Annotated in this window: 16 protein-coding genes and 1 tRNA gene; 6 read left to right on the top strand and 11 right to left on the bottom strand. The window is 60.3% G+C overall.

Translation table 11 applies throughout. The features are described 5' to 3' along the window. The first annotated feature begins 47 nt into the window (after nucleotides 1–47). The gene (locus JIN81_RS10950) at nucleotides 48–1,118 is read left to right on the top strand and encodes a vWA domain-containing protein (protein ID WP_200279075.1); all 1,071 of its coding nucleotides are present in this window, start codon (nucleotides 48–50) and stop codon (nucleotides 1,116–1,118) included. A gap of 8 nt (nucleotides 1,119–1,126) precedes the next feature. Here the strand turns inward: JIN81_RS10950 and JIN81_RS10945 are convergent, their stop codons facing one another. From JIN81_RS10945 to eda, 4 genes are all read right to left on the bottom strand, one after another. Then, a complete protein-coding gene (locus JIN81_RS10945) occupies nucleotides 1,127–2,176 on the bottom strand; it encodes an agmatine deiminase family protein (protein WP_200279073.1) in 1,050 nt (349 codons plus the stop codon). A 23-nt stretch (nucleotides 2,177–2,199) separates the two neighbouring features. Beyond that, nucleotides 2,200–2,979, bottom strand: coding sequence for a sialate O-acetylesterase (locus JIN81_RS10940; RefSeq protein WP_200279071.1), 780 nt, complete (start codon nucleotides 2,977–2,979; stop codon nucleotides 2,200–2,202). Then, a complete protein-coding gene (locus JIN81_RS10935) occupies nucleotides 2,976–4,529 on the bottom strand; it encodes a pyridoxal-phosphate dependent enzyme (protein WP_200279069.1) in 1,554 nt (517 codons plus the stop codon). Before JIN81_RS10935 ends, JIN81_RS10940 begins: the two co-directional genes overlap by 4 nt. 63 nt (nucleotides 4,530–4,592) lie before the next feature. Further along, nucleotides 4,593–5,261: a bifunctional 4-hydroxy-2-oxoglutarate aldolase/2-dehydro-3-deoxy-phosphogluconate aldolase gene (gene eda / locus JIN81_RS10930; RefSeq protein WP_200279067.1), complete on the bottom strand. Its 669-nt coding sequence runs from the start codon at nucleotides 5,259–5,261 to the stop codon at nucleotides 4,593–4,595. A gap of 89 nt (nucleotides 5,262–5,350) precedes the next feature. Between eda and JIN81_RS19035 the strand changes: the two genes are divergently transcribed. Together JIN81_RS19035 and tpiA are read left to right on the top strand one after the other, a co-directional pair. After that, nucleotides 5,351–6,547: a phosphoglycerate kinase gene (locus JIN81_RS19035; protein ID WP_234044725.1), complete on the top strand. Its 1,197-nt coding sequence runs from the start codon at nucleotides 5,351–5,353 to the stop codon at nucleotides 6,545–6,547. Nucleotides 6,548–6,583: 36 nt separating this feature from the next. Further along, nucleotides 6,584–7,351 carry a triose-phosphate isomerase gene (tpiA, locus tag JIN81_RS19030; protein ID WP_234044724.1) on the top strand — a complete coding sequence of 256 codons (768 nt, stop codon included), beginning with the start codon at nucleotides 6,584–6,586 and terminating at the stop codon, nucleotides 7,349–7,351. 224 nt (nucleotides 7,352–7,575) lie between these two features. Here the strand turns inward: tpiA and JIN81_RS10920 are convergent. Further along, nucleotides 7,576–7,651: transfer RNA gene (locus JIN81_RS10920), tRNA-Lys, on the bottom strand. 184 nt (nucleotides 7,652–7,835) lie between these two features. Between JIN81_RS10920 and gpmI the strand changes: the two genes are divergently transcribed. Together gpmI and JIN81_RS10910 are read left to right on the top strand one after the other, a co-directional pair. Further along, entirely contained in the window at nucleotides 7,836–9,383 is a 1,548-nt protein-coding gene (gene gpmI / locus JIN81_RS10915) for a 2,3-bisphosphoglycerate-independent phosphoglycerate mutase (protein WP_200279065.1), read from the top strand. 138 nt (nucleotides 9,384–9,521) lie between these two features. Next, complete coding sequence (locus JIN81_RS10910) at nucleotides 9,522–14,231, top strand: PQQ-dependent sugar dehydrogenase (protein WP_200279064.1); 4,710 nt, start codon at nucleotides 9,522–9,524, stop codon at nucleotides 14,229–14,231. Between the two features lie 57 nt (nucleotides 14,232–14,288). Here JIN81_RS10910 and JIN81_RS10905 read toward each other — a convergent pair whose 3' ends face one another. The 4 genes from JIN81_RS10905 to JIN81_RS10890 form a co-directional block, all read right to left on the bottom strand. Next, nucleotides 14,289–14,924 carry a methyl-accepting chemotaxis domain-containing protein gene (locus JIN81_RS10905; RefSeq protein ID WP_200279062.1) on the bottom strand — a complete coding sequence of 212 codons (636 nt, stop codon included), beginning with the start codon at nucleotides 14,922–14,924 and terminating at the stop codon, nucleotides 14,289–14,291. A gap of 156 nt (nucleotides 14,925–15,080) precedes the next feature. Next, on the bottom strand, nucleotides 15,081–16,280 hold the full coding sequence (locus JIN81_RS10900; protein WP_200279060.1) for an ATP-dependent Clp protease proteolytic subunit: 1,200 nt from the start codon (nucleotides 16,278–16,280) through the stop codon (nucleotides 15,081–15,083). A gap of 78 nt (nucleotides 16,281–16,358) precedes the next feature. Further along, nucleotides 16,359–17,666, bottom strand: a complete 1,308-nt coding sequence (locus JIN81_RS10895; RefSeq protein WP_200279058.1) for an ATP-dependent Clp protease proteolytic subunit — start codon at nucleotides 17,664–17,666, stop codon at nucleotides 16,359–16,361. 62 nt (nucleotides 17,667–17,728) lie between these two features. Beyond that, the gene (locus JIN81_RS10890; protein ID WP_200279056.1) at nucleotides 17,729–18,595 is read right to left on the bottom strand and encodes a hypothetical protein; all 867 of its coding nucleotides are present in this window, start codon (nucleotides 18,593–18,595) and stop codon (nucleotides 17,729–17,731) included. A gap of 35 nt (nucleotides 18,596–18,630) precedes the next feature. On the opposite strand from JIN81_RS10890, the gene mnmA reads away from it, so the two are divergent. Further along, the gene (gene mnmA / locus JIN81_RS10885; RefSeq protein ID WP_234044723.1) at nucleotides 18,631–19,797 is read left to right on the top strand and encodes a tRNA 2-thiouridine(34) synthase MnmA; all 1,167 of its coding nucleotides are present in this window, start codon (nucleotides 18,631–18,633) and stop codon (nucleotides 19,795–19,797) included. Here the strand turns inward: mnmA and JIN81_RS10880 are convergent. Together JIN81_RS10880 and JIN81_RS10875 are read right to left on the bottom strand one after the other, a co-directional pair. Next, nucleotides 19,794–21,320: an MBOAT family O-acyltransferase gene (locus JIN81_RS10880; protein WP_200279054.1), complete on the bottom strand. Its 1,527-nt coding sequence runs from the start codon at nucleotides 21,318–21,320 to the stop codon at nucleotides 19,794–19,796. The two genes, mnmA and JIN81_RS10880, sit on opposite strands and share 4 nt — an antisense overlap. Before the next feature lie 6 nt (nucleotides 21,321–21,326). Further along, entirely contained in the window at nucleotides 21,327–22,535 is a 1,209-nt protein-coding gene (locus JIN81_RS10875) for a hypothetical protein (RefSeq protein ID WP_200279052.1), read from the bottom strand. Nucleotides 22,536–22,539: the final 4 nt, after the last annotated feature.

Below are 22,539 nucleotides of genomic sequence, written 5' to 3'. Positions count from 1 at the left end.
CGCATCGGGAGCTCTAAGGAATCGCTCCCTTCACACGTTTTCAGATCATGTCCAAAATCTCCCTGAACAGTTTTCAAGCGCAGGAAGCGATGGTGAAACACCAGCGGAGGGTGTCTTCGTTGACGAGTCTGCTGATCGCGTTGCTCACCCTTGCCCTGCTGCTGATCATTCTTGCGTTCGTATTGCTTCCCTCCTTCATGAGAGAGGAGCATGTGCTGGTTTCGTACAACGCACCGGTCGACCCCGAGCAGCAGATTCAGCAAAAGACGGTTTCCATGCAAAGGTCCAAGCCTTCGGCGCCTTCGTCGGCCTCGGCCAAGGTGATTGCTGCCAATACGGTCTCTCCAACAGCGATCCCGGTGCCTGACGTGGAGATCACCGAGCCGTCTTTGGACTTTGGAATCGGCGATGACTTCGGCGACGGCTGGGGAAATGGGAGCGGCGATGGCATGGGAGGTGGGGGAACCACTTTCTTCCGCCAGCAGGTTTCCGCGCAGAGGATTTGCTACGTGATCGATTACTCGGGTTCGATGAATGGGGTTCGTGACCGACTGATGCGCAAGGAGCTGACGAAGTCGGTCGAGCAACTGGGGGTGGGTCTGCAGTTCCAAATGATATTCTTTGCCGGGCCCGCTTGGGTTGCTGGTTCCGACGTGAGCATGGCCAAGGACAAGAAGTCCGCTCAGGTCAAACTCGATGGCAAGAGCTTCAAGTGGAAGTCACCCGGCGGAGCTTACAACTGGGACAGCGTGGGAACGAAGCAGAAGCCGGAGTGGATTTCCGGAGGTCCCGGGACGCGCCAGGAAGCCCTCAAGCAGGTCAAGGGGTCGCCTCTGATCTGGGGAACCAATTGGGAGAATCCCTTGGAGATGGCTTTGGATATGGATCCGGCACCACAGATCATCTTCTTCATGACCGATGGAGCGGTCGGTGGCGATATGGTGAAGCTGGCAAAAAGGCTGGGGCACCGCGCCAAGACGAAAGGCACCATCATCAACACGGTCGCGATGATGCAGCCGAAGGCTGAGGCGGCGATGAAGGAGCTGGCCAAACGCACGGGCGGTCAGTTCACCATCGTGAAGGAAAACGGCAAGGTGGAGTTAGTGCCGATCAAGTGAAGCACGCCTCAGGCGGGTTGCTGCTGGGTGAGGCAGTGGATGGTGCCACCTTCCTCGACCAGTTCGAGTGCATCGAATCCGACGACCTCCCGCCCGGGGAACAACTCGCGGAGCATTCCGAGGGCGCGGTCGTCGTTGCGAGGCTGACGGAAGGTAGGAACGACAACCCCATCGTTCAGGATCAGGAAGTTCACGTAGGAGGCGGGTAGAACGGGGAGTCTCCATCCAGGCACCTCGCAGGCTTCGGGAAGTGGGATTTCCACCAACTCGAATGGGCTTCCCGAGGCGCTGCGGAAGGTTTTCAGGCAGCGGAGGTTCTCTTCGAGGATGCGACCGTTCGGCGTCCCGGTGGCGTCGACGGCAGCAACCAGCGTGTCGGGTCCGGTGAAGCGAACGAGGTCGTCAATGTGACCATCGGTATCGTCGCCTTCGATCCCTTCTTTGAGCCAAAGCACTTGGTGAATCCCGAGCATCCGCTTGAGCTCGGTTTCGATCTCGCCGCGACTCATGGCCGGATTCCGATTGGGATTCAGCAGGACCGCCTCGGTGGTGAGCAGCTGGCCGTTTCCATTCACCTCGATGGCGCCGCCTTCGAGGATTATGCGGCTGGGAAATCGCCGGAGCGAGAGGGAGTCGGCGATTTTCTCAGGGATGGTGTTGTCTGCATCCCATGGGGGGAACTTCCCGCCCCACGCGTTGAACATCCAATCCGCGATGGCCACTTCGCCGGACTCCCGGTGTTTCAGGAAGATCGGACCGTGGTCACGGCACCAGACGTCATTGTGCTCGTGATCGAAAAGCTCGAGTCGATCCGGGTCGGCCCCGGCGCTCAGACAGCCTTGGCGGACGGTGTCGATTTCGCCCGGGTTCACATTGATGCGGACGGTTTCGTAGCGGGAGAGGGTCGCTGCCAGGTTGGCAAAAATCCCCTCGATTCTTTGCTGCTTCGTTCCGCCCCAGTGGCGGGGATCTGCGACCGGCCACGACAGCCAGACCGCTTCCTGCGGTGACCATTCCGCGGGCATGACGAAACCGAGTTCCGAGGGGTATGGGGACATGTTTGCGTTCAGTGGGTGGAGGGTCATCGGCGGCTGAGCAAATCAAAATAGGCATCCGCAAGGCGCTTGCCGTGTTGGATCACAGCCTTGGGTTTCAGGTGCGTTCGATCCGCCTTCTTCAAGCCGAGCATGGAGGTCCGGACGATCTGTGCATCCCGGTTGGCGAGGTTCTTCTGCGCAGCGACGATGATGGGGCGTCGGACCACATAGGGATTCTGCTCATCCACGCCGAGTAGCACCGGAAGCCTCGTGTTCTTGGCGACGCGGCTACGGAAGTGCTTCACGAGGGTGGTCAGGTTCTCCTCATAACGGGCCGCCGATCCCGGGTCGATGGCATCCGCTTCGCCTTGAATCCAGATCAACGCCCGCAGGCGGACCTGGTGGCCGTCGGCCTCCAACGCGCGAACCGCCTGGTCAAGGGACCGGCGCATCTGATCGTAGAGCCCCCCACCACCCGGCGCTTTCCATGCCGTGTCGAGCGAACTCCCGGCGAGGGTGAACTTGAAGATGGCGGGGGTCTGTCCCCGGCTCGCAAGTTCGCTGGCAAAGCTGACTTCCGGGCCGAAGTGCCCCTTGGGGAACCTTCCGGGCTGGGGGCCCAGTTGAATCCAATTTCCCTCAGAGGATCCCATCATCGGAAACTCGTAGTAGAGCGGAATGCCCGTCTGCGCTTCGCTTGGCGGATAGTGTTTCGCGTTGCTCGCCCATCCTTGCGCGTTGCTCTGTCCCGCCAGCACGACGAGGTCGTAGGTTCTTGCCCGGGCCACGACGACGATGGCCATGATCATGATCAGCCGGATCATGTTTCAGTCCGGGTTGCGATCAGTCGGTCGGCGGCTTCTGCGTCGAGCGGTTGGCACAGACGGTATCCGTCGCCCTGCGGTTGGAGTTCGGTGAGGAAGTGGTCGAGCTTCGCCTGCGTCGTGAAATCCAGACCAATGAGTGCCCGGCCGATTCGTTCTCCGGATTGCCGGTAGTTGAAGTAGCAGAGGTTGGTGTCATCCGGCAGCTGCTGATGGAGGAAGTCGTGCAGGGCACCGGGTCGCTCGTAGAACTCCAGCCGAAGAAAGAGAGGGTGGAGGAGGAGATCAGAGCGCAGGGGGATGGCGCGGAACTGGACGTCGATCGCCCCATCCAGTGACTGCCATGCGAAGCCATCCTCGGACAGCCGTTGAGGCAGGGCTTCCAAATCCTCCGGGTGGTCGGAAGTGAGGGTGAAGACCGGCCGTGCGTCGGTGCCGTCGACCTTGCCATACTGGAAATCGGCGATGTTGAGACCGGCAAAGGCGCGGTCCAACAGTTGGCGCATGGTTCCCGGAGTTTCGGGAATGGCCACGCTGATCGTTCGCTGATGGCGGGCCGCTGCCCCTTGGGATGCTGCGATGTGCCCGAGCTGGAGGAAGTCGATGTTGGCTCCGCAAAGGACAAGCAAAACGCGCTTTCCCTGCAGTTGGTCGCGGTTCTTCAGTGCCGCCGCCAGTCCCAGCGCTCCGGCGGGTTCCGAAATACAGCGAAGTCCTTCCCACAGGGTTTTGATTGCGGCGCTGACTTCGTTGTTCGTCACGGTCTCCACCCTCGACAGCTGGTTGCGCAGGATCTCGAACGGTAGCTCACCGGCTTTCCGCACCGCGGTGCCGTCGCAGAAGATGTCGAGTTCCTGGAGGGTGACGGGCGTGCCAGCCTCGATGGCGGCCTTCATGGAGGCCTGGCCTTCAGCCTCCACGCCAACCAACTCGATGTCGGGCCAATAGGTCCGTAACCACTCGGCGACCCCGGCGGCCATGCCACCTCCGCCGATCTGCAGGTAGGCAACGTCGAACGGACCCTTGCCGGAGAGCACGACTTCGTCGGCCAGCGTCGCTTGGCCAGCCATGACGTGAAGGTCGTCGTAGGCGTGAATGTAAACGGCACCGCTGCGGGCTTCGTCGTCCCGTGCCGAGGCCACGGCTTCATCGTAGCTGTCGCCCGACAGGATGATCCGGACAAGGTCGCCTCCGAGCTTCGCCACGGCGTCCTGCTTCACTCGGGGGGTCGAGCGCGGCATGTGGATGCGCGCCTTCACCCCGAGTTTGCATGCCGCGAGTGCCACGCCCTGGGCATGGTTGCCTGCGGAGGCGGTTACGACACCCCGCTCCTTTTCCTCGTCGCTGAGAAGGGACATCCGGTTGCATGCACCGCGCCACTTGTAGGCCTTGATCGGGGATCGATCTTCCCGCTTCACCCACAGGTCGAGACCTTCCCACTCCAGCGGTTCAAGCGGAGTCGGGTCGGCGAAATGGTAGACCCGCTCGCGCGCCAGGAGGGTTTCCTGACGCAATCGCCGATCGAGAGGGAGATCGTGGTGACGCTCCATGCGGGTTAGACTGGTTGCTCACCGAGGTGGACGAAAGTCCGATCTCGGTGGAAGGTCAGCGGGCTAGGATGCCGCTTCGAGCGCATCCTTGGTCAGGCGGGTGATCTCCGCCCAGTTGCCCGACTGGATGAGCTTGCGGTCGACCATCCAGGATCCCCCGATGGCCGCGACGACGGGCAGTTCGAGGAAGTCGCCCATGTTGGCGCGGTTGATGCCGCCTGTGGGAACGAATTTCACGCCGGTGTGCGAGTAGGGGCCGGCGAGGGCCTTCAGCATGGCCGGACCACCTGCTGCCATGGCCGGGAAGAACTTCTGGAGTTTGCAGCCGAGGGCAAGGGCAGCTTCGATTTCGCCGGGCGTCATCACGCCGGGGCTGAATTCCATGCCGACCGACTTTGCCTTGGCGACGATCTCCGGGTTCAGGCCCGGGGCCAGCCCGAACGAAGCGCCTGCTGCCTTGGCTTGCTCGACCTGTTGGGTCTCAAGCAGTGTCCCGGCACCGAGGAGGATCTCGGGGAATGCTTTGGCGATCCGTCGGATGGATTCCTCGGCGGCTGCGGTGCGGAAGGTCACCTCAATGACATCGAGACCTCCATCCAGAAGGGCTTTGGCGAGTGGTTCTGCGTCCTCCGCATCATCGAGGACAACGACGGGCACGATGCGTTTGGCAAGAAGGCGGTCGATCATCTTGGCGCTGACCCTTGATGGAGAAGCGCGGAGGATCAAGCGCATTGATGGGAGGTGGACGGGTGCAACCGGGTGACTTGGGCGGAACCAGCGCGCACTTGACTTCTAGGTGCGGTGGGTGCAGCACTGCGGCCATGTCGAAGTTGTCGATTCAAGGGCTGGATGTTCAGGGTAAGGAAGTTCTCATGCGTGCCGATTTCAACGTGCCGCTCAAGGATGGGACCATCACGGACGACACCCGGATCCAGGCGGCGCTGCCGTCCATCAAACACCTGCTGGAGAATGGCGCAAAACTGGTTCTCTGCTCGCACCTCGGTAGGCCGAAGGGCGAGGCCAATCCCGACTTCTCGCTGGCACCCGTGGCCCAACGTCTGACGGAATTGCTCGGGTCGGAGGTCAAGCTGGCTCCTGACTGCATCGGCGAAGAAACCGAAGCCCTGCGTGCCTCTGTTGGGGCGGGTCAGGCGCTGCTGTTGGAGAACACCCGCTTTCATGCCGAGGAAACGGCAAACGATGCCGGCTTCGCCAAGGCTCTTGCCGGGAACGCGGAGATCTTCGTCAACGACGCTTTCGGAACTGCTCACCGCGCCCACGGGTCGACGGAAGGGGTGACGCACCATGTTTCCACCAGCGCGATGGGTTTCCTACTCGCGCGTGAACTCGACTACCTCGTCGGTAAACTTGAGAGCCCCGAAAAGCCCTTCCTCGTGATCATGGGAGGAGCCAAGGTTTCCGACAAGATTCAGGTCATCAATTCCCTGATGGCGAAGGCCGATGCATTCATCATCGGTGGGGCGATGGCCTACACTTTCCGCAAGGCCCAGGGTTACGAGATCGGCATGAGCCTCGTGGAGGACGACAAGCTGGATCTGGCGAAGGAGATTCTCAAGAATGCCGAGGATCAAGGTGTCCGGTTCCTGCTTCCCGCAGATACCCGCATCACGCAGGAGTTCAAGGACGGGGCCGAGACCCGGGTCACGGATGCCTACGCGGATGGCGGTGGCATTCCTGCCGACTGGGAAGGAATTGATATCGGTGACAAGGCGATCGAAGAGTTCTGTGCCGAAGTTGCCGCAGCCAAGACCATCCTGTGGAACGGCCCGATGGGGGTATTCGAGATCGGATCCTTTGCGAAGGGCACCGAGGAGGTCGCGAAGGCTGTGGGCAAGACCGATGCCATCACGATCGTCGGAGGTGGTGACTCCGTGACTGCCGTGAAGAAGTTTGGTCTCGAGGACCAGATGACATTCATTTCCACCGGGGGTGGCGCATCCCTGGAACTTCTCGAAGGGAAGGAACTCCCTGGAGTCGCCGCACTGACCGACGCCTGAACCCCCGCATACGATCCCTCAACGCATCCCAATATCATGAATCGCAAGCCAATCTTTGCCGCCAACTGGAAGATGAACAAAGGTCCTTCGGAGACCGAGGACTTTGCCAAGGGCTTCCTGCCGAATGTCGAGCACAAGACTTTCCCATGCGACATCGTGATCGCGCCACCTTTCGTCTCCCTTGCCAAGGCGAGCGAGATGTTTGGCAACGTGTCGTCGGTCGCACTGGCCGTGCAGAACTGCTCGCAGTTCGACGCCGGGGCCTACACCGGTGAGATCAGCGGTTTGATGCTCAAGGAGTTCTTCGTTCACTACGTGATCCTCGGTCACAGTGAGCGCCGTGCGATCTATGGTGAGACCGATGAGTTCATCAACGCCAAGGTGCTCAAGGCACGCGAGCTGAACCTTCGCCCGATCTTCTGCATCGGAGAGACACTTGAGGAGCGTGAAGGGGGCAAGCTGGAGGAGGTGCTCCGACGTCAGGTTTCCGTGGGCCTTGCCGGCCTCGAGGAAAAGGGGCTTGGTGACACGGTGATCGCCTACGAGCCCGTTTGGGCCATTGGTACCGGCGTCACGGCTTCTGCCGCGCAAGCCCAGGAAGCTCACGCGTTTGTTCGCTCTCTGATTGCCGAACAATTCGGTGCGGATGCAGCTGCGAAAGTCCGCATCCAATACGGTGGAAGTGTGAAGCCGGGCAATGCAGCCGAGTTGATGGCCTGCCCTGATATCGACGGTGCGCTGATCGGTGGTGCGGCTCTTGAGCCGTCCAGCTTCCTTGGCATCATTGAGAACGGCACAGCCTGAGCGGGTCGGTTCGCAAATCTCGGGTCCGATACTTTCTCGTCCCTAGGATGGGAAACCCCCAGAGGAAGTCGCTGCCGGAAGGGTGGTGGCAGAATCTGGTTCGGACCCAGCCAGACGCACCCTCATCGGGTGCGTTCGTGTTTTCAGTGAGGGACGATGAGCCGTTCCGAGCTGTCCCTGAAAATGGAGAAAGCCGCGAACCTTGGAAGGTTTGCGGCTTTCATTGGTACCCCGTCTTGGACTCGAACCAAGGACCAAAAGATTAAGAGTCTTCTGCTCTACCAACTGAGCTAACGAGGCGTTGGTGGGTCCCATCCGCCATGCGGTGGACGGGGCGGGGAGAAAGCCACTCGATGGGGGTTCTGTCAATGCGGAAATTTCATGTTTCGGGAGGAATGATCCGCGACGTATCGCTTGCGTTTTTCTGCCTGCATTCTGGCTTGGACTGGACTCGCTCGCTGGGCGGAGGTACACGCGGGCCGTCATGGAAAAACAACCTGTAGTGTTGATCATTCGCGATGGCTGGGGCGTGAACCCAGGTGGAGAGAAAACAGCCAAGAAGGACGGCAATGCGTCGCTTCTTGCCAACACGCCTTTCCATGATGTGATGCTGGAAAAGTATCCGAAAGGATTTGTCAGCGCGTCGGGTCTCGATGTCGGTCTGCCGGAGGGACAGATGGGGAATTCGGAGGTCGGGCACTTGAATCTCGGCGCCGGCCGGATCGTTTATCAGGACCTCACCCGGATCAACAAGTCGATCGAGGATGGGTCACTGGCTGAGAATCAGGTCTTTGCTGATGCGATCCAGCAGGCTTCCAAGCGAGGTCGCCGCCTGCATTTCGTGGGTCTCGTCTCTGACGGTGGAGTCCACAGCCATCAGGAACATCTGTGTGCCATGGTCGGCATGGCCGCCAAGGGTGGGGCGAAGGACATTCTGGTCCATGCAATCACCGACGGCCGTGATACCTCACCAACCGCCGGTGCCGGTTATCTTTCCGAAGTGGAGGATCGGATTGCGGAACATGGTGCCCGGATTGCCACGGTGATAGGTCGCTACTACGCCATGGATCGCGACAAACGCTGGGACCGGGTGAAGCTGGCATGGGATGCGATCGTGCATGGCAAGGGCGAGTCGAAGGAGATCCTCGCCTCGGAGGCGGTCGCGGAGAAGTACGGGCAGGACACCACGGATGAATTCATGTCGCCCATGGTCTTCTGCGACGCGAACAAGCAGCGGGTGAAAACCGGAGACGTGGTGGTCTTCTTCAACTTCCGCGCGGACCGCGCCCGTCAACTCAGTGAAGTGTTTCTCTCCGAAGGTCGCTTCACCGATTTCAAGGCGGGACGTCGACCGAAGGTGCACTACGTGACGCTGACCGAGTACGATGCGGATTACGATTGTGATGTGATTTTCGCACCCGAGCGACTCGACATGGTCCTGGGTGAAGTGGTCTCGGAGGCTGGCAAGAAGCAGATGCGCATTGCCGAGACCGAGAAGTATCCGCACGTGACCTACTTCTTCAATGGGGGGGTCGAGACCAGCTACGATGGTGAGGACCGATTCATCATTCCCTCACCGAAGGAAGTGGCGACCTACGACATGAAGCCTGAGATGAGTGCTCAGGAAGTCACCGACACGGTGGTATCCAAGCTCAAGGACTACGATCTGGTGATCCTCAACTTCGCGAACCCCGACATGGTCGGTCACACCGGTGTGGTGGAGGCTGCGATGAAGGCATGCGAGACCATTGATGCCGACGTGAAGGCGGTCGTGGAGGAGACTCTGCGCCTTGGTGGCAAATTGCTCATCACGGCGGACCACGGAAACTGCGAGTTCATGATCAATGCGGATGGCTCGCCCCATACGGCTCACACGACCAACTTGGTCCATGCGGTATACGTGGGGGAAGATGCCGATGAGGTGACAGTGAATGATGGCATTCTCGCGGACGTGGCGCCAACGCTGCTCGACATGATGGGATTGGAAGCTCCGTCAGAAATGACCGGATCATCGTTGATTGCGCGCAAGTAGTTCGGAGCATCTGATCTTTTGTGGTGCTGGAACCTACGTGTTTACGTGGTTCTAGGTTCTGGTCATTTTCAGGCGCTGTGATTACAGGAGAGGCGTGGGTTGGCAGACTCTGTGCTGCGAACCCCTCACCCCCCTCCCATGCACCTGCTGAACCGTCCTTTTCTCTGGCTGATCTGTGCCGTCTTGCTGCTCGATATCGGGCAGGCCCAGGTGCGCGTTCTGCTCATTGAAGGGGCGAGCAATCACGGGTGGGAGAACCGGATTGCCATCCTTGAATCGATCTTGTCGAAGGAGGGAGGGTTCACCCTTGAGGTCGAGTTGGCTCCCGCAAATGCCAGCGACCCGGAATGGGCGACGTGGTCCCCGGATTTCGGAGCTTACGATGTGGTCGTGTCCGGCTATCGGGGCGGGGTGGATGGCGTGCCGGAATGGTCGGCTCCAGCGAAGGCTGGATTCGAAGCGTTTGTCACGGGAGGTGGCGGTTTCGTGGCGTTCCACGAGGCGACCCAGGCATTCCCCAACTGGCCCGCTTACCAATCCATGCTGGCCTTGGGCTGGAGGACCGACGCCGTGGTGGATACCGGCGTGGGAGTGGCGGTCGATACCTCGCTTATTTTCTATCCAACAGGTGTCGGGAGCATCACCGGTCACGGGGCTCGGGCGGACTCCTTGGTCACCCGACTGGGGAATCACCCGATTCATGCCGGATTCCCTGCATCGTGGATGGCGGCCGATCTGGAGGTGGTGAGGTATCCGCGGGGGCCCGCCACGAACTTCTCGGTGATCTCCTACGCGGAGGATCCGGACCCGGGCGCGGGCAACCCAGCCCTGCAATGGCCGGTCGAATGGGTGGTCAACCATGGAACTGGACGCGTCTACGCCTCGACCTATGGTCATTTGGACGACTTTCAGGCGGAGCCCGAGGGGATGCGTTGCGCAGCCTTTCAGGAGACCTTGGTGAGGGCGCTCCGATGGTGTGCCGGAGAGGTGGTGGGCTCTGAAGTGCCACCGGACTTTCCCGGCGTCAGCGAGGTGGTTCTGCGGCAGCACACGGAGGGGTTCACCGGCTTTGGCGGCGCCGTGGCGGTCGGCCCTTTTGCGGATGGAGTGCTTCCCGATTCGTCGATCGTTCCAACTGGCGTGGAGTTTGTGCCGGCGTTTCCCAATCTGTCGTGGGACTCGCCGATCGATCTCCGGCCCTGGCCCGGCGGGACCGACGAACTCCTGATCGCCGAGATGGATGGCAGGGTCTATCGAGTCGATAACGATGACTCGACCACCGTCAGGGACCTGGTGCTCGATATCCGTGACCGCGCGTGGTACATGAACTGGAATTCGGGGGATCCCACCACGAAGCACGGCGGAATCATGTCGTGTGCGTTCCACCCGCAGTTTGGAATGGGTGTCGGGAAAGATGAGCTGTTCATCTTCTACCTTCACCATCCCACGGACGATCCGGACGAGGTGAGCTACTATTACCAGCGGGTTGAAAGGTTCATCTGGAACCCACTGTCGGAGGAGTTCGAGATTGCCGCGGCCAATGCCGGGATCCTCATCCAGCAATACGATACGGTGAAGGGCCACGACGGTGGGTCCCTGGTGTTCGGCCCGGATGGTTTCCTCTACATTCCATTCGGGGACGAAGGAACGGCCGCCGAGGATGCGGACATTCACAGCCAGACGATCAATGACCGGCCGCGGTCGGGTGTCTGGCGCATTGATGTGGATCAGATTGGTGGCACGGTTTCCCATCCGATACGTCGGCAGCCCCAGAAGGCGCTGCCACAGCATGATTCCTTCACGCAGGGGTATTACGTGCCGTCCGACAACCCCTGGGTGAATCCCGATGGCAGCGTGTTGGAGGAGTTCTATGCGATCGGGTTGCGCGAGCCGCACCGCATGAGCTGCGACCCGGTGACGGGGAAATTCTGGATCGGGGATGTCGGGGCGAATGTCGCCGAAGAGATCGATGTGATGGATGCACCGGGGCTGAACTTTCAGTGGAACTACAAGGAGGGCCTCGGGGCCGGCTTTCGCGATACCCCGGACCCGTTGATCGGGGTCGAGAAGGAGCCGGTGTATCAGTATCTCCGCGACGAAGGGAACTGCATCATCGGAGGCTTCGTCTATCGCGGAAGCTTGATTCCGGATCTGCAAGGGAAGTATCTGTTCGGCGACAACGGGAACCAGCAGGTCCGTGCGCTTGAAGTGGATGGAGTGACCGGCGAGGCCATCGGCGTGCAAGCCCTGGGCGCGGCCCGTGCGGGAGGCATCTGGGTGGGGATCAGTTCGTTCGGATTGGATGCCCAGGGTGAGCCGTTTGTGCTTCAGATGGGAGGGGGTGTCGCTGGAGGTGGCCAGATTTCACGGATCCAACCGGCGGGGAGCACATCGCCGCTGAACTGGGAATATCCGATGCTGTTGTCCGAGACGGGCTTGTTTTCGGATGTGCCCTCGTTGACGGCAGCACCGGCGATGATCCCCTATGAGGTGAATACGCCGCTCTGGAGCGCAGGGCTTGCGAAGCGTCGATGGGTGATGATTCCGAGTGACGGTTTCCCGGATGCTCCGGACGAACTGATCGGTTACAGTGAGAATCAGGCTTGGGCCTTCCCGGTCGGAACGGTGTTTGTGAAGCATTTCGAACAACCTGATGACGGGACCCCGGTTGAGACCCGGCTGTTGGTCCATGGTGTCGATGGATGGGGCGGGGTGACCTACAAGTGGCGTGCGGACGGAAGCGATGCGGATCTCCTCGAGGATGGAGCGGAGGAATTGCTGACGGTTGAGGGTGAGATCTTCGACTACCAGTACCCGTCCAGAAGTCAGTGCAACCTGTGCCACACTCCTTCGGCTGGCTTTGTGCTTGGATACAACACCCGGCAGTTGAATCAGACCGTGACTTATCCATCAGGGGTGTCGGGACATCAGATCGAATCGCTCAGCGCAGCCGGATTCATCCAGCAGGAGCTCAAGGAAGAGGACCTGGTGAATGTCATTACCTCGGTGTCGTTGGGCGATCCATCGAGCGATGTGGAAACGAGGGTGAGGTCCTACGTTGATAGTAATTGTGCGCACTGCCATCATCCTGGTGGTAGTTCACGGGCGTTCTTTGACGCTCGTTTGACGACCCCACTCACCAATCAGGGACTGGTTTGTGGTCCTGTGATCGAGTCACTCGGGCTTCCCGCTCCAGCGGTGATCAAGCCGGGGAGCTTGGAGAACTCCGTGCTGTTCCACCGTCTCAATACGACCGACGATTGCTGCGCGATGCCGCCGCTGGCCAAGGGAAGGGTCGATCAGGCAGCGGTGGTCGAGCTGGCGGAGTGGATTCTCGGGATGACTCCGGATGCGTGTACGAACGCCCAGAGCTTCTATCAGGGAGGTGAGTTGGGTGCAGTGGCGGATCCCGCAGGCAGCGGGATCGATGGATGGGTGGCGAATCTGGTCATCAACGAAGACGCGACCTATACGAACACGAGTGGGGTGGAGTGCGTGGTCCAGCTGGATCAGTTCCGGTTCTCGGCCATGTCGGTGGGAGACCCTGTCACGCCCTTCGTGGTGAAGGTGAACGGGGACAACGAGTTCACCGTGATGGCGATTGGGCAAACTCGGACCGGATACGCCGTGGGAGCCAACGAGTTTCCTTTCGCAGACGGGGTGGAGAATGTCGTTCTGGCGGCTGGAGAAACGCTGGCAGTCGGCTTCCTCGATGCGAACCCGGATGGGTCCGGAGGGAGCGGCGGCGAGGTGGTGTCGTGGTCGCCGGGTGGAGCTGAGATTTGGCGAAGTGGTGGTCCCTTCGAAGGAGATGCAGGGTCGGTCGTGGTCGGGCTGCAGCCGCAGGTAGGTGCCAATCTGGAGACCGGGCAGAACCGCGATTATGACTTCTCGATCAGCTACCGGGTGGCAGCGGTGGGCGTCGGTGCGGATTCCTCACTGCCGGGGACTCGGAACGTTGATGGCGCCCCGTCGAATTTCGTGATCAATCTCGATGAGACCTTTACCAATACGACGCCCGATACCCTCACTGTGAGCGTGGATCGGTTCAAGTTCGAGACGACCCGGTTGACTGATCCGATCACCCCGTTCGTGGTCAGGTTGAATGGTGGGGATGATTTCACCGTGCTTGCGATCGGGAATACGCAGGATAGCTACCTCGTCGGTCAAAACGACCGGCCGTTCGGAGCCTCAACGACCCTGATCTCGATTGCTCCGGGTGAAACGGTGGCCGCGGGCTTCGTGGACTCCTTTGCCGACGGATCAGGGGGGGATGATGCCGGTGCGATGGCATTTGTGTGGGGCGGAGACCAGCCTTTTTATCGCTATCACGACCCGGATCATGTGGGTGCCGTCCTGGAGCTCGGGCAGCCACCGGTCATTCCCCACATTTACGAAGCTCCGCCCGAATTCAGCAACCGGACCTACCTGTTCAGCGTGAGCCTCGGCTTCGGTGGCAGCGCTGATGAGGACGAGGACGGCTTGGCGGATTCGTGGGAGCTTGTCTACGCCCCCGACCTGGATTTGCTCGGAGCCGGAGATGCCGATGGGGACGGTGTGCTGGATGCGGACGAGAAGGAGGCAGGGACGGACCCGACGGATGCCTCCAGTCGATTTGAAGTGTTGACCGCCCTGCCTGAGGCCGGTGTGGGAGCGAGCCTCGAATTCCGATCGGTGCCGGGGCGGACTTACCTGATCGATTGGTCCGCAGACCTGGGCGGTTGGAACGAAGCAGGATTCGTTCAGGCGGCCGACTGGCCGGCGAGCACCACGAGGGTCGTGATGACGGAGGAGGAACTGGGCGGGGAAGTCCCCGCCAGCCTTTTCATCCGGGTGCGCACTCCATGAGCACCGAGCGAGTCCCGGATGAAAACCAAGGCGTGAGGGAATGCCAACCTCTGGCGATTATGCCCAAGGCGCGGTCATGAACAGGGAGAGCACCACGATGACGGCTGCACTGATGGCTGCCACGGAAAGCAGCGTCCGATGTTGGAGCTTGCGATAGTCCTCGGCCAGTGACTTTTCGGACTCGGCCATGCGGTCAAAGAGCGTCTCGAAGCGCAGCGTCACATCGTCCATTCGGTCCGACACCTGGCCCAGGGCACCAACGGTTTCGGAATGGGTTCCTTGGACGGCAACGAGAGTCTGATCGACCTGACTGACTGCTTCCGTCAGGCGCTCACCGCTTGCGCTGGCGCGCTCCATGAAACCATTCAAGGACTCAAGGCTCTCGGAAATTTTTGCCTGACCGCTGCTGATGCTCTCGATTCCACGGATGACCGGCATCGGATCAAGTTCCATGGAAGGGTTGTCTTCACGAGCACTAATCCGCTCGTTCAACTGCTCAATGGTCTCGATCAGCTTGAGATGCTCGGCCCGGAGTTCTTCCAAGGCACGACCCCGGCGCAGCCAAGGGCGGCGGGGAGCGTCGGAGCGTTGGAATGGATTCCACCAGCGGCGTGGCTTGGCGGACGGAGTTTCGGAGGTCTCGGCGGGGGTCCCGAGATCGATATTGACGTCTTGGAGGGTGTGCGTGCTCATGGTTTCGTGTGTTAAATCACGAACCAAAACTATCAAGAAAACTTAAGCATTCAAGTGGTCGTTTGCGAAAAGTTCGAGAACGACCGTGGATGACGAGTAGTGAGACCGGGAAAAGCGCTGTGTCGGATGCCTCGTCCACTGAATTTCGGTGGCATCTCAGCGTTGGCGGTAGTAGCCGTCCGGATTGTAGAGGAAGTATACGTCGAGCGGATTGATCCGGGGAAGGATCATGATGGGCTTCCCCGTGGCATCGACCCCCTGTTGGACCCCATTTGCGCTCGGAGTGGAGGAATCGGTTCGGGGCGAGTCGCGGGCATCCGGATGCTTCACAAAGGATGATTCCTCGATGGCGTTCACGACGTGCTTGATCCACTTCAGTTGCTTGGCCTCCGGAGCAAATTCCCTCCAGTCGCCGCTGCTGGAATGGGCATACATTCGACGAATGAATTCCTCGGAAGTGATTCCCATGTGTTCGGCGATTGGCGTGCCAAAGCGGTTCCACCACCGGTTGCAGTTCTTCAAGAAGTCCTTTTGTTCGGTCAGGTTCCGCTCCGTGCGGTGATCCCAGCTGATCTGGTGATGGAGAATCATGGCGTCCGGGTAGGCGTAGGATTCTTCGGCCAGAGTGGTGATGGCGGCTGCCATCGAGGCGGCGAATGATTTGACCACCACATGGACCGGAGCGTCGCTGGCCTTCATTGCCTGTTGGATCCGGCAGCCTGCCATGACCGAGCCGCCCGGGCACTCATCGATGACGATGAAGATGGGGTATTCCCGGCTCGCATTGTTGTAGTAGTGAATGCGGTCGGTGATGTAGTCCGCGGTGGAAGTCGTGATGGTTTCGTTGAGAGCGATTCTCCGATCGGAGATGACGAGGGTGCCGTCAGGACGAAGCGGGTTGAGCAGATACTGGGTCTCAGCGTCCGCGTAATTGTGCCGCTTCTTTTCCATTTCCAGCCTCTGGATCTCGTTCTGAAGGCGGGAAATCCTCAGGCTGGACTGGGCTTGAGCGGCCTTGAGTCGGCCTTCGAGTTTGTCCGCCCGGGCTTTGGAGATGGCAGCCTCGCGTTCCAAGCGCTGCTTCTCGAGTTCCAAAGTTGCATGATTCTTGAGGTCGGTCGACCTGCGTTTGGCCGAAGCCAGATTGAGCCGCGCTGTGAGAAGTTCCTTCTCGGCCTTGAGTCGTTCGATCTCGGCGCGCATCCCTGCGGTTTCAAACCTCGTCCGTTCGTCGATCAGACTGTTCTCAAGTTCCAAACGTTGCCGTTCGTCGCTGGCATTCACTTTCTCGTCCTCCGCGAGGAGCGATGGAGCCAGGGAGAGAACGAGGGTGAGTTGGAGGATGGAGCGATACATGGAGGCAGGGGCGGGGGCTCATAAAAAAGACGGGGCCTTGGGGGCCCCGTCTTTCGAGAAAATCAGGCTGAAGTCGGCTCAGCGCAGGCGGTAGTAGCCGTCCGGATTGTAGATGAAGTAGACATCCTTCGGGTTGAGGCGAGGGAGATACATCACGGGGCGACCATCTTCGTCGACGCCAGCTTCGACTTCACCTGTGCGGGTCGTCGTGGTGGTGGTCGGAGTCGTCTTCTTGGCGTCCGGATCCCGCAGGAACGAGGATTCGTCGATACCACTCACAATGTGTTTCACCCACTTGAGCTTCTGGGCTTCGACACCGAATTCGCTCCAGTCACCACTGGAAGAGTGTTCATACATCCTCTCGATAAATTCTTCCTTCGTGATGCCCATCTCATCGGCGATGGGGGTGGCAAGGCGCTCCCACCAGCGATTGCTCTCGGCGAGGAATTCCTTCTGCTGTGTCAGGTTCAGGCGTCCGAACAGCGTCGAGCTGATCTGGTGGTGGAGGATGACCGCGTTCGGATACGCGTAGGACTCCTCGGCCAGGGTCGTGATTGCTGCCGCCATGGAGGCCGCGAAGGATTTGACGACGACGTGCACGGGCGCATCGCTGGCTTCCATCGCCTTGAGGATGCGGTATCCAGCCATCACCGAGCCACCCGGACACTCGTCGATGACGATGAAGATCGGATGCTGGCGGTTGGCATTGTTGTAGTAGTGGATCCGGTCGGTAACGAAGTCCGCAGTGCCGCCGGAAATCGGTCCGTTCAGGGCGATCCGGCGGTCAGAGATGACCACGGTGCCGTCCTTGCGGAGGGGGTTCTTGAGGTACTCCGGTTTGGCATTTGCGTAGCCCTTGCGGCGCTCGGTTGCCTCGATCTTCTTGATCTGGGCGTCGAGCTTGGAGAGTTCGATGCTGTGCTCGGCTTGCAGCGCCTTGAGTTGGTTGCCAAGGGATTCGGCTTTGGCCTTCGCAATGGCGGCCTCGCGGGTGAGACGCTCACGCTCGACTTCCATCTTGGCGTTTTTGGCTTCCTCTTCTGCCTTCCGCTTCATGGTGGCGTGTGACAAGCGCTCGGCAATGAGGTCCTTCTCCGCCTTCAGGCGAGCGGCCTCCGCACGCATTTTTGCGGTTTCGTACTTCACGCGCTCGTCCACCAAGGCGTTCTCAAGGGCGAGGCGCTCCTGCTCTTTCTTCATCTCGGCCTGGCGCTTCTCCTCATTGGACTTCGGCTTCGGCTTCGGAGCTTGCTTTTCGGCTTCCTGCTTCACCTCCACCGGGGGGGTGACCGCAGTCGAGGCCGCGGAAGCGTTGCTATCTTGGGCGTGGAGGCCGCCGGCGAGTGCTAGACTCAGCAGGGCAGTCCGGGTGACATTCGATTTCATAGGATGGGATTAGGTATGAGCAGACTTCGGTCCAAATCAACTCGGATTGCCGACGTCTCGCGTCAAGCGTCCTCCTCGCCGAAGTTTGTCTTTTCCTGTTCCTGGATTTTTCGGAGTTGGGTGCGATATCCGATGAATAGCACCAAACCCGCAAAGATCAGGAAGACCAAAACGCCTGCTCCGAGGAAGATGGCGATCTTCCCGCCGCTTTTCTGGAACTGCTCGTCGGTGACGACATCGGGGATGGGGGCTCCCGGAATTCGGGACAGAACCAGCTTGTCGCCCTCGATTTGAGCGCTAGTGAGTTGAGCCATGGCCGGACCAATCACTTCGTGATCCTTGGCCGCTTCAAAGATCCGGAGTGTGGAGAAATGCCCCATGAAACCTTCGGGGACCTCGGAATTCGGGACTTCCAGAGCATCGACCGAAAGCACCAACTCGCGTTTGGTCAGCAAGGGACGAGCTTTCAGGGTGCCGACCAGATAGCGTGGATCCGCGGTGATGGGACCGTCCTCACCTTCTTTCGCAAGGCGTGGTCGGCCGTTGAGTTGGTAGCAGATCGAGACGTGAAGAAGGTCGTCCTTGACTGCATCGACATGGAAAGTTCCGCGAAGCTCTTCGAGGGGCTCGAACTGGGCGATTGCCAGATTCAGGTCTTGGGCGTCGAGTTCGATGATGGCTTCGGCATCCTGATCGGCGAGGCTGCTGCGGAAGTTCTCCAGCCGCTCGACGAGCGAGGTGGTTTCGGTTTCGAAATCCGAGATCTGAAGCGCGGGGACTGGCGCGGGTTGTTCTTGAGTGAACTTTTCAATTTCGTCCGCCTGGCGGAACGGGAGCCACACGGAGAAGCCGATGAGGAAAACGAGCATCAGTACGGCGGCGATCAGGATGGCGCAGCCGGAAAGTGGAGAGCGAGCGGAGTCGGACACGGCGGGAGGCTGCACCGAATTCTCCGGATCGCCCAATGCGAAAATTGCCCAAGAAGCGCAAGATCGGCAAATTCCCGCTTGGCAGGTTGCGGTGGGCACTCTCTTTTCGCGGCATGGCGAAGGTGCTGGTGGGTCTTTCCGGCGGAGTGGACAGCTCCGCGGCGGCAGCCTTGCTCATTGAGCAGGGACATGAGGTGACGGGTGCCTTCATGAAGAACTGGATCAATGCGGAAGGACTCCCGGGGGATTGTCCGTGGGAGACGGATCTGGATGATGCGCTGGCGGTCGCCCGCAAACTCGGCATCGAGTTCCGGGTGGTGGACCTGATCGATCAATACAAGGCGCGGATTGTCGATTATCTGGTGGATGGATATCGGGAGGGCATCACGCCGAATCCCGATGTCTGGTGCAACCGGGAGATGAAGTTCGGCGTGTTTCTCGACTATGCGCTCGAGCAGGAGTTCGAGTATGTGGCGACCGGGCACTACGCGCGTCGCCGTGACCTCGCCGGGGGTGGGGCGGCCATCCTCAAGGGGGCGGATCCCAACAAGGATCAAAGCTATTTTCTCTCCCTGATGACCCAGCACCAGGTTTCCCACGCCATGTTTCCAGCCGGGGAGATGCTCAAGCCCGAGGTCCGTGAGGTGGCTCGCCGCCACGATCTGCCCACGGCGGGAAAGAAGGACAGCCAGGGGATCTGCTTCATCGGTGAGATCAAGATGCGGGATTTCATCAGCCACTACATTCCGGACAATCCGGGCGACATCGTGAATCTCGATGGCAAGGTGCTCGGGCGCCACGATGGCCTGCACCTTTACACGCTGGGTCAGCGCAAGGGGCATGGAGTTGCATCGCCCCGGGAAGGGATGGCTTATGTCGTGGTCGGGAAGAACCTCGAGCTGAACCAGCTCGTCCTCGGGTGGGACGAAGGGGAGACCCCGGGGCTCTATGTCACGTCGGCGGTGGTGGGCAGCGTTTCGACCATCAACGAGCCCTTTGATCGGCAGCGGCGGGTCGAAGCTCAACCGCGTTACCGTTCGAAACCCGAACCGTGTCGGGTCACGCCGATGGAGGACGGACGGGTCGAAGTGCTCTTCGAGAACCCCCAGCGCGCGCTCGCAGCAGGGCAGATCTGCGCCTTCTACGACGGAGGGCGCCTGCTGGGCGGCGGCGTGTTCGAGCAGATTGGCGGCGTTTCTTAGAACTGGAAGTAGATGAACTCGCTGAGTTGGTCGAACTCTCGACCGACGAGGTAGAGCATCGCGAGGCTGAAAAGGGCCCACGGCACCGTCGGGCGCCATTGCCAGCTGCGTCGTGGCCCATCCTTGGAGGGTTTTCTGAGCCCGATGGCGGGAGTGTATCGGCGCATGAACTCCTGGGTGCTGGGAAGCAGGAACACGACGATGAGTCCGGCAAGGATCGGCCGGATGGCCTTGGAGTCCTTGACGACCACCGCGGCGTCGGGTGGCCAGAAGGTGAATCCTTGAGCTCCGAACATGGTCTCGAGAATCGACCACGTCGACGAGAGTGCCGCAGTGGTGGACCCCTCGGGGCCGAGCTCGTAGTTGCCCGAACGGAAGGGAATCCAGGCGAGCGCGACGGCAAAGAAGGTGAGCCCGATCGCGATGGGTTTGGGCATCGGTTTCCAATCCAGTTTCTTGCGAACGTGGAACCATGCGTGGTTCGCACAGAGGTAGCTGCCATGGAGCAGGCCCCAGAGGATGAAGGTCCATCCAGCGCCGTGCCAGAAGCCGCCAAGGAGCATCGTGAGCATCAGGTTGATGTACCGACGCGTTTTCCCGCACCGACTGCCGCCGAGGGGGATGTAGAGGTAGTCGCGAAGGAACCGCGAAAGAGTCATGTGCCAGCGACGCCAGAAGTCGACCACTGAAGTCGCCTTGTAAGGCGAGGCGAAGTTGAGCGGGAGGCGGATGCCGAAGAGGCGGGCGGACCCGATCGCAATGTCCGAGTAGCCTGAGAAATCGAAGTAGATCTGCAGGGTGTAGGCAAGGGTGCCAGCCCACGCCTCGCCGATCGTCAGGTCACGGGCTCCCTCGGCTGCGGCGAGATCGAAGATGGGGCCGGCGACCCGCGCGAAGTTGTCGGCCAGCACCACCTTCTTGAAGAGTCCGATGGCGATGATCGTGACGCCGATGGAAAGATTGATTGCTTCAAGTCCGCGACCCTTCTGTTGCTGGAACTGGGGCAACATCTCCTTGTGGTGGACGATGGGGCCGGCGATCAACTGAGGGAAGAACGTGACGAAGAGCAGGTAGTCCGTGATGTGGTATTCCTCCGCCTCACCGCGCCATGAGTCCACGAGGTAGGCGACCTGTTGGAAGGTGAAGAAGGAAATGCCCAGCGGAAGAACGATGTCGGGGAGTCCCAGTCCACTGCCGGTGAGAGCGAGCAGGGTCTTGTCGAACAGTCCGGCATACTTGAACCATCCTAGAAGCCCCAGATTGATCACGAGGCCCACGACGAGCAAACCGTAGCCCGAAGGTTTGGCCCGGCCTCGGGCGATCCCGCGCCCAAGGAAGAAATTCACCAAGCACGATGCACCGATCACCCAGAGGTCCTCCGGTCTCCACCATGCGTAGTAGATGAAACTCATCAGCACGAGGAAGCCGATGGATACCCGGAATGGAGCCGTTCGAAGGGCTTGGAATCCAAGCACGACGACGGGGAGGAAGAGGAGCAGGTAGAGATAGGAATTGAAGATCATCGCATCTCAGGGTCCCGACTTGCGGTTGATCAGTTCTTCCTTCCAGAGGACGTCGCCACGTCGTGGACCTTCGAGGTAGGCCCGATATCCTTCCCTTACTTCCGCCTCTCTTTGTGGGAGGGTTTCCTTGCTCAGCGGAGTGCCGTAGTCTTCGGCGCCCTCGAGTTCGACCGGCCACCCCATCATTCTCGCCTGCATGGCGTTTCCTACGGGGACCGAGAAGTGTCCGAGATCGTCCCAGAATGTCATTCGCGACGTGTCTCCGAGGGGCAGGGCTTCGCAGTTGATGGGGTGGAAATCGAAGAAGTCCCAGAGCTCGACCGGCGGCCCCGCCGACTCTTCCCGATTCACCTGATCGACCAGATCAATCAGCACCGCGCGTTCATTGGCGAAGAAGACCGGCGGGTCATCCTGGTCTTCGAGGCTTGCGAGCATGATCGCATGCTGGGGGTGGAAGAAGATGATGAGCCGGGCGCCTGAAGTCCGTGCTTTGATCATGAGATCGCGAAGCGCCTCGATCTTGTCGGGGACGATCTTGGTGTTCGCCGTCGTGCCTTCCTGACTGAATGCATTGCCGATCAGTTGACGGCGGATGAATCCAAGCTGGCTACCTTGGTCGATCCCCTCGTCCACGCCTCGGAGTCCGCGCGGCGTGTAGGGTGATCGACGGTCCTTCGCTCGGCGGTTGATGGTTTCAAGGGAGTTCTCGAGCGAGGAAACACCGAGCAGGTAGCGGAGTTCGCGATCGATGGTGTCGCCGTTCCGGGCAAAGGGGGAGGCATAGAAGTCGCTCTTGTCCCGGCTGTCCATGGGGCGGGAGAGGTCGCCTGGGTCGATGCCGCAAAACAGGATGGAGGGGCTGTTTCGTTCAAGCAGGTAATCAGCAATACCACGGGTCTCGTAGATGTAACCTCCGCTGCAGCCAAGGTTCAGCACTTCCAGGTTATTCCATTCCTGCATTTCCGGATCGAAGCCATTCTCGACACGGGATGATCCGAGAAATGCGACGTCGACCTGATCGTGGCTGCGCACCAGCCCTGCCTTCCCCGTCCTGATCTGCGAGCTGATGTCCCGGTAAGGTTCGAAGCTCGGATCGCTCCAGGGTGAGGGGATGACCCGGAGTGGGTTGACCCAGCTGTTGATGAACGCGGTGGCCAGCATGAAGGCCACAATTCCGCCCAGCAGCACCCAAGTGTGTCGTCGAACGGAAGGCATGGCG

It is taken from the genome of Haloferula rosea (assembly GCF_016595525.1).
GTDB classification, from domain to species: Bacteria; Verrucomicrobiota; Verrucomicrobiia; order Verrucomicrobiales; family Akkermansiaceae; genus Haloferula; species Haloferula rosea.
Note: the sequence above shows the minus strand (reverse complement) of the source record. Positions and strands in the feature narration are given on the sequence as shown.

Excerpts from the sequence above, each read along its gene's own strand:
- JIN81_RS10950 (WP_200279075.1), top strand. The coding sequence starts at position 48 with ATGTCCAAAATCTCCCTGAACAGTTTTCAAGCGCAGGAAGCGATGGTG.
- JIN81_RS10945 (WP_200279073.1), bottom strand. The coding sequence starts at position 2,176 with ATGTCCCCATACCCCTCGGAACTCGGTTTCGTCATGCCCGCGGAATGG.
- JIN81_RS10940 (WP_200279071.1), bottom strand. The coding sequence starts at position 2,979 with ATGATCCGGCTGATCATGATCATGGCCATCGTCGTCGTGGCCCGGGCA.
- JIN81_RS10935 (WP_200279069.1), bottom strand. The coding sequence starts at position 4,529 with ATGGAGCGTCACCACGATCTCCCTCTCGATCGGCGATTGCGTCAGGAA.
- eda (WP_200279067.1), bottom strand. The coding sequence starts at position 5,261 with ATGCGCTTGATCCTCCGCGCTTCTCCATCAAGGGTCAGCGCCAAGATG.
- JIN81_RS19035 (WP_234044725.1), top strand. The coding sequence starts at position 5,351 with ATGTCGAAGTTGTCGATTCAAGGGCTGGATGTTCAGGGTAAGGAAGTT.
- tpiA (WP_234044724.1), top strand. The coding sequence starts at position 6,584 with ATGAATCGCAAGCCAATCTTTGCCGCCAACTGGAAGATGAACAAAGGT.
- gpmI (WP_200279065.1), top strand. The coding sequence starts at position 7,836 with ATGGAAAAACAACCTGTAGTGTTGATCATTCGCGATGGCTGGGGCGTG.
- JIN81_RS10910 (WP_200279064.1), top strand. The coding sequence starts at position 9,522 with ATGCACCTGCTGAACCGTCCTTTTCTCTGGCTGATCTGTGCCGTCTTG.
- JIN81_RS10905 (WP_200279062.1), bottom strand. The coding sequence starts at position 14,924 with ATGAGCACGCACACCCTCCAAGACGTCAATATCGATCTCGGGACCCCC.
- JIN81_RS10900 (WP_200279060.1), bottom strand. The coding sequence starts at position 16,280 with ATGTATCGCTCCATCCTCCAACTCACCCTCGTTCTCTCCCTGGCTCCA.
- JIN81_RS10895 (WP_200279058.1), bottom strand. The coding sequence starts at position 17,666 with ATGAAATCGAATGTCACCCGGACTGCCCTGCTGAGTCTAGCACTCGCC.
- mnmA (WP_234044723.1), top strand. The coding sequence starts at position 18,631 with ATGCGAAAATTGCCCAAGAAGCGCAAGATCGGCAAATTCCCGCTTGGC.
- JIN81_RS10880 (WP_200279054.1), bottom strand. The coding sequence starts at position 21,320 with ATGATCTTCAATTCCTATCTCTACCTGCTCCTCTTCCTCCCCGTCGTC.
- JIN81_RS10875 (WP_200279052.1), bottom strand. The coding sequence starts at position 22,535 with ATGCCTTCCGTTCGACGACACACTTGGGTGCTGCTGGGCGGAATTGTG.